Annotated in this window: 6 protein-coding genes and 1 pseudogene; 3 read left to right on the top strand and 4 right to left on the bottom strand. The window is 44.1% G+C overall.

The window, feature by feature from the left end:
* Positions 1–8: 8 nt before the first annotated feature.
* Positions 9–1,186 (bottom strand): IS3 family transposase gene (locus tag AB4371_RS04410; RefSeq protein WP_372149103.1). Its coding sequence is split into 2 segments (ribosomal slippage): positions 9–928 and positions 928–1,186, totalling 1,179 coding nucleotides; the frame shifts between segments, so codons are not numbered across the junction.
* Between the two features lie 73 nt (positions 1,187–1,259).
* Positions 1,260–1,412, bottom strand: a pseudogene (locus AB4371_RS04405) (HlyD family secretion protein); the annotation flags it as partial.
* 406 nt (positions 1,413–1,818) lie between these two features.
* Between AB4371_RS04405 and AB4371_RS04400 the strand changes: the two are divergent.
* Entirely contained in the window at positions 1,819–2,061 is a 243-nt protein-coding gene (locus AB4371_RS04400; protein ID WP_048611711.1) for a hypothetical protein, read from the top strand.
* Positions 2,062–2,212: 151 nt separating this feature from the next.
* Here AB4371_RS04400 and AB4371_RS04395 read toward each other — a convergent pair whose 3' ends face one another.
* Positions 2,213–4,024 carry a PLP-dependent transferase gene (locus AB4371_RS04395; protein WP_372113097.1) on the bottom strand — a complete coding sequence of 604 codons (1,812 nt, stop codon included), beginning with the start codon at positions 4,022–4,024 and terminating at the stop codon, positions 2,213–2,215.
* 142 nt (positions 4,025–4,166) lie between these two features.
* On the opposite strand from AB4371_RS04395, the gene AB4371_RS04390 reads away from it, so the two are divergent.
* The gene (locus tag AB4371_RS04390) at positions 4,167–4,622 is read left to right on the top strand and encodes an Lrp/AsnC family transcriptional regulator (RefSeq protein WP_372149100.1); all 456 of its coding nucleotides are present in this window, start codon (positions 4,167–4,169) and stop codon (positions 4,620–4,622) included.
* Positions 4,623–4,633: 11 nt separating this feature from the next.
* Here the strand turns inward: AB4371_RS04390 and AB4371_RS04385 are convergent, their stop codons facing one another.
* On the bottom strand, positions 4,634–5,260 hold the full coding sequence (locus AB4371_RS04385; protein WP_372149097.1) for a type II secretion system protein: 627 nt from the start codon (positions 5,258–5,260) through the stop codon (positions 4,634–4,636).
* Between the two features lie 410 nt (positions 5,261–5,670).
* Between AB4371_RS04385 and AB4371_RS04380 the strand changes: the two genes are divergently transcribed.
* Positions 5,671–6,579: a dienelactone hydrolase family protein gene (locus AB4371_RS04380; protein WP_017059076.1), complete on the top strand. Its 909-nt coding sequence runs from the start codon at positions 5,671–5,673 to the stop codon at positions 6,577–6,579.
* The last annotated feature ends 76 nt before the right edge of the window (positions 6,580–6,655 follow it).

The following is a 6,655-nucleotide window of genomic DNA, read 5'->3' as shown; positions in this document are numbered from 1 at the left end:
TGTAGTGGTCAACTGATATTGGCCACGTTCCTAGAGTTTAACCAGAACAATCGTTCTGATTCATTGGGAGTCAAACCACCGTTGTATTGGTGCGGGCGGAGTTGGCAATAATACCCAATAATGTATCGAGTAATTTCTTGTTGTGCCTCTGCAAAGCTCCGATAACCTACTGTAGGTATCCATTCCGTCTTCAAGCTTCTAAAGAAGCGTTCCATTGGTGCATTATCCCAGCAATTTCCTCGTCGAGATAAGCTTTGCTTGATCTGAAAGCGCCACAGTAATTGCCGATAACTTCGGCTTGTATAATGACTGCCTTGATCACTGTGAAACATGACGCCCTGTGGTTTACCACGAGACTCATAAGCCATGGCAAGAGCCTTACGAGTTAATCGACTATCGGGCGATAATGACATTGCCCAACCAATCGTTTTTCTAGCGAACAGGTCTAAAACTACGGCTAAGTACATCCAACGATAGCCAGTCCAAACATAAGTAACGTCACCAACCCAAACTCTGTTTGGCTCCGTAACTGCAAACTGGCGGACTAAGAGGTTTGGGATCTCAATATGTTCTTGTGATGCTTTACGATACCTGTGTTTTGGCACTTGGCAGCTCACTAGACCAAGGGCTTTCATGAACTTCGTTGCTCTGTAGCGACTCAGGTTAGTTCCCTGACTCGTTATTATGTCAGCAATGGTTCTCGCTCCCGCAGAACCGTTGCTTGCGGCATATGCCTCGCTAACTAAACTACGGAGCTTTGCTGTTTCGGCATCAATTTCTACTGGACGTTTTCGCCAGTAGTTATAACTGCTTCGATGAACATTGAACACTTCACATAATATTTTTACGCTGTGGCTCTGCTTGAGTTTCTTGATTATCAAGAATTGTTCAGTGAGTCCGACATCAACAGAGCCGTGGCTTTTTTTAATATTTCATTATGCTCTTCAAGGCGAGCTAACTTCTTTTTTAATTCACGTATTTCAATTTGCTCAGGCGTCATCGGCGATGCTTTAGGTGCTTTCCCCTGACGTTCCTCTTTTAGTTGGCGAACCCACTTATCCATCGTGGACTTCCCAACATTCATAGCTTGAGCAGCCTCTGTCACAGAGTGGTTCTGATCTAGAACCAGTTGTGCCGCTTCTAATTTGAATTCAGCGCTAAATAGTCTTCTTGTACGTTTTGTCATAGTGTCACCTGTTAACTTATGAGGTGATGATATCACCTCTTACTAAGTGACCAAATTCAGCGTACCACTACAGGGACACTTCTGGCGCAATGGTCGCTACGTTACGATACAAAGTCGCTTGAGTGGTGAAGGGGGAAACATTATCTGAGGTGACTAAAAAAGCGGAGAACAATGCTGCCGCTGAAAAAACAGTGTAAATCGCGTATCTATAAAAGTTTTCGTTCATGCTTGTACCTAGTTTTCATTCGTTATAAAGCGCCGCGCTCACGGCTTATTCGATTCTCTTTTCTACGAAAACTAGGTTATAACCATTCACAAATGGAAAACAGAGCCAATAAAAGAAGTGAGGATTCCACATTTGGAAAGGTTGATGATTTGTACCGATTTCGCTCAATGGTTGAACGAAAAGGTCAGATAAGGGTGTATTGAAACGTTCGTATTCAGTTCCTCCCCTTTCCTTCCCAGCGTTCAATAAGAGATTGAAGAAGTAAGACCACCCGACTTCATTCCATTGGATTGCTTAATTTTCGCTAGCTTCTTATGGTTAAAATGCCTATTGTACAAACCATAAAATTATAAAGACTCGCGGCCTTTGCCGCAGAGACTCTCCATTTAAAGCGAAAAGACTTACTATGAATTTTGATATCAATGCACTGAAACATCACCAACTGGTCGAAGATGGTCAATTAGAAGGGTGTTACATTCATCAGCCTGTGCAAGGCAGTCAGCCAGATGACAAAGCCGTTTTAGAAGAGCGCCAAGCGCTGGAAAGCCAAGGATATAAGGTGGTTCAGGTTAAAGCGAAAGGCGGAACAACTACGTTTGCCGAGGCTATGCAAGAGCTTGCGAAAAAGACAGGCCACCAGCCAAAATAGTAAGTGACTTGGTAAACCAATATGGTCACTAGGTTCTATATCAAGAAAGCACCCTACCGACTACTGAGTCAGCAGGGTGCTTTTTTATTGACGGCCTTTTAACTGACTAATCTTGTTAACTTTTCTTACTGAGCTAAGTTACCGACCTAAGTTACTGACTCAGCTGACTGAACTTCGGCAAGCTCTTCACAAACCTCTGGTGTACATCCATATAAGTTTGCATATAGATTTCATCGATATTGTCACTACTCGGGAAGCTGGATGAGAAATCTACGTGGTTGCGGTCGATAGACAATTTAGCGGCCTCGACAATATGAGCGATGAACATTCTCGGATCTTCCAAGCCAATAGAGATACGCATTGTGGTCGGTTTGATGCCTGTTTCATTAAGCGCTTCATCACTGAGTTCTGAATGCGTAGTCAGGGCTGGGCACAGCGCCACGGTGTTGGTTTGCCCTAAGCTCACTTGCATGCCGATTGCTGGCTCAAGCATGTCGAAGAACTGTTTGAATCCATCTCGATTGATTGGCGCACGATCGCCGTTACCTTCCATATCGATTGTGAAAAGCGCCGCTGGCAAACCCAAGTACATGTTGTTCTGGCAGTGTTCATAGTTGTCACTGTCTGGCAAAGCAGGACACGATACGTTGATGTCAGGGTGAGCATCAAAGATCTTCGCGAGAGTCAGTGTATTAATCGTTTTTTGCACCACTCGCATCTCATACGTTTTCATACCATTGAGCACTTCAAACGCTTTGTCTGCGTCTAGGAATGCGCCCTTAATGTAGTACACATTCCAAAACAGCGTTTCGTTCCATGGAATGGTGACCTCATCGCCATTGGGTTTGGTGAAAATCACCTCATCTCCTTTTGGCACAAACATAGTCTCATTACGACCAATCACAACCCCAGCGGTTGTGGTGCCAGAACCCGCCAGTTCTTTGGTGTAGGAGTGAATCACATAATCTGGTCTTTCCATCACATCATCACGTTTTAGTACTGGATGCAGTAATGGTGTACCCACTGTAGAGTCGACAATCACATCCCAACCACGAACGTGACCAGCTTTACTGATGCTAGCAACATCTAAAACGTATCCATGCGGGTTACACGGTGACTCTAGGTAAACGTAAATCTTCTTACCTGCGGCCAGGCGATCCGCGTATTTATCGGCAACCTCATCAAGACGAGCCGCAAACTCATCACCTGAGTAACCATCGGCCCACTCTACCGCGACATTCAGGTTAGACGGCTTGCCAAACCAATCTTCCAACAACTGATAGGAACCGCCATAGATGTTGCGTGAGGCCAAGACAATGTCTTCATGCCCGAGTAAATGGCTCAACAACCCATCAATAGCCGCCATCCCCGAGTTAAAGTTCCACGCGAGGTACTCGTTGGCTCTAGAACCCGCCTCAATATCAACCATGTGATTAGCCAGTGAGATCGATGTTGGGTTAAGCAGTCGAGAGTAAATATCGTGCAGCGGCTCTTTACCGTTAAATGCATCTTCAATCCATTCTGTACAGGCAAATAAATAGGTCGCAGTGCGCGTAATAACAGGACTAGCAGAGAATATAGCAGCAACATTATCAAAGATAGGATAGGCACCTTTAGAGGCAAAGTTACCATTGTTAGTAGCAATAGATTGGTAGGTAGCGCGCATTGGGTTTTGTAGGTTATCGAGGATCTTAGCAATCTGGAATGACAAAAAGCGTTTGGCGTTAAACCAAGCGATTCGGTCACTTTTATCGAGCTCTGAAAGTCCATCAACGGTCAATGCCCAAAGATCGTGTGTCTTGGTATTGGCTTTGTACAGTGTCGTTGCCAGTTCAATCAGTGTGACGCCGTAATCACTATTTGGGTCGATACCAAAATGCTTTGCCTGCTCAATGGCAAGCGCTTCTGCTTGTTCGTGTTTGGTGGTTTTACGCAGCGGGCTAAGTTGAGTTGAAGTATTCATAATTCCTAAGTCATTCCATGCTTGTTGTTCCTCCTTTAATTTTAGTTTTGCTCCGGTGTTAAAAATTGCTATTTGCGAAGTAAGACATACACTTTGAGCAATAATATTGCCGAATACACTCCAATATTGATGGGATGTGCCAATGGACGAGATCGACAAGAAAATACTGGCTGAATTGCAAAGCAACGCACGGCTCACTAACCAAGAGTTGGCCGATCGAGTGGTACTTTCACCCTCTCCTTGTTTGCGCCGAGTTCGAGCATTAGAGAAACAGGGGATTATTCGCGGCTATCACGCCAGTGTCGACCAAGAAGCATGTGGCTTACCTGTGAATGTGTTTGTGTTGGTGAAACTTGAAAAGCCGACAGAAGAGAACATGCGAGACTTTGAACAGCACATCGAAGTGATTGACGAGGTGTTAGAGTGCTTTCTAATGACGGGCAATCACGACTACCTATTGCATGTAGTCAGTGAATCACTCAAAAGCTACGAGCAGTTCATCCGTAAGCAATTAACTCGCCTACCCAATATCGCTTCTATAGAATCCAGCTTCGCCTTCGGTCAGGTAAAAACTAAGACCAAGTTGCCAGTGAGGTAATTAGAAACGACTTAATTTGTCTGTGCTGAAGGCATTGGATAATCATCTCCAATCATACAGATAAGAGCGCCACCAAAAGCTTTTTCGTAACGTATTTTTCCTGTCGCATCTGAGCTTTCTATACTCGAACTGCCGTCCACAATCTTATTAATTTCTTGTGCGACTTTTGTTGGTACCAACCAGATACAAGCTGCAACAGAGCAAGTGGATGATGACGATTCGCAACCTGTCTCGGAGCTTCCTCTTATCCAAAGACTATCCTTTTCCATAAGCAGTAATTGCGTTGCTATGTAATCTGGGTGGTCGATGTACTGATCGCCACCTATCCATGTATCTTCATAAGGTAGGTACGGCCCTTTCCATGTGGATAAGCCCGGATTTGCAATTAAGTGATTGATGTTTAAGTAGCCGAAGTTCGTATCGGTATCGGAAGCAATAGGAGGCAGAGAGCCATTATCACGAGAATATTGCTCAGCGGCATCCAAAACAGTATTCAGTTGCCCGATCAAAAATGTTGCCTCATCGACACGGGAAATACGATTACCGATCTGGTTGTAGATAAAAAATGCGGCAATGAGCATGAGTAAACTAAACGATGCAAGTTTCCATTTTTCTATCTGACGCAAAAGTCTTAACATCTATTTTTTATCTCTCATCAAAAGGTTCTAATAACGCTATGGCTTCCCTTATAAGGAAAGATTATACCAGAGTAAAATCAAGCGTTTTGCATTGAAACTTACTTGTCCATGTCTGCGGAAAATAAGCCTAGCTCTAATGTGCCCAACTTCGATTTAGAGCCTCCCTAAAAACAAACAATCATCACACCCGACTTCACTGACTTAACCCTCAAATCAACCTTGTATTGAATTGCTCCGTAAAACAAACCAAAGCGATGGAAATCGATTCGAAGTGATCGTTTTATCGGACTGTCATCTAATTTTTGTACTTTGATATAACAAATAGCTCAAAAGTTATTGAGCGATCGTTCAATTATATCAAATTTTCCACTATAGTTGATTGGTCAAACAACTCACAACAAGGAAAAGTTATGAATCCAAATACCGAATCTCAATCAACGCCGACTCGATCTATCCCTCAAGAAGCATTTGATTGGTACGACGAATATGCACACGGCCTGATTGATCGCAGAGAGTTTATGGCTCGTCTATCTGGGCTAGCTGTACTTGGCTTAACCATGACGACGCTAACTTCTGCACTGATTCCTAATTATGCGCAGGCAGAGCAAGTCTCTTTCAATGACCCTTCCATCAAAGCAACCTACGAGAAGTTTCCTTCACCTAAAGGACACGGCGAAGGCTATGGTTACTTGGTTGTACCCAAAGAGTTAGAGGGCAATGCGCCTGTTGTATTGGTCATTCATGAAAATAGAGGCCTCAATCCATACATAAAGGATGTGGCAAGACGACTCGCAGCGGCGGGGTTTATTGCGTTTGCACCTGATGCACTCTATTCGCTTGGCGGGTATCCAGGTAATGATGATGAAGGTCGAACGATGCAGAAGTCGCTATCAAAAGAGAAAATCGAAGAAGACTTTATCGCAGCGGCAAACTTCTTGAAGTCCCATGAAAAAAGTAACGGTAAGCTAGGCGCAGTCGGTTTCTGCTTCGGTGGCTATATCGTGAATATGTTGGCCGCTGTCATGCCAGAGCAACTCGATGCAGGCGTTCCATTTTATGGTACTCCTGCCGCACCAGATTTAAGAAAAAATGTAAAAGGCCCCTTGCTCATCCAATTTGCGGGAATCGATAAACGCGTGAATGCGACTTGGCCAGATTATGAAGCCGAACTCAAAGAGAACGAAGCAGACTACACAGCTTACATCTATGACGGCGTGAACCATGGCTTCCATAACGATTCAACAGGCCGCTATGCTGAAGAAGAAGCAGAGTTAGCTTGGAAACGTACACTTGAGTTCTTTAACCAAAAGCTTTCTTAATAGTTAGCTTTACTGAACCCGTTTTCTTTAGATTCCGAGTGACTGCCCTATTCCCTACAAATCGAGTAGGAGGAGG

Source organism: Vibrio sp. 10N.261.51.A3, assembly GCF_041471965.1.
In the GTDB taxonomy this organism is placed as follows: Bacteria; Pseudomonadota; Gammaproteobacteria; order Enterobacterales; family Vibrionaceae; genus Vibrio; species Vibrio crassostreae_C.
Note: the sequence above shows the minus strand (reverse complement) of the source record. Positions and strands in the feature narration are given on the sequence as shown.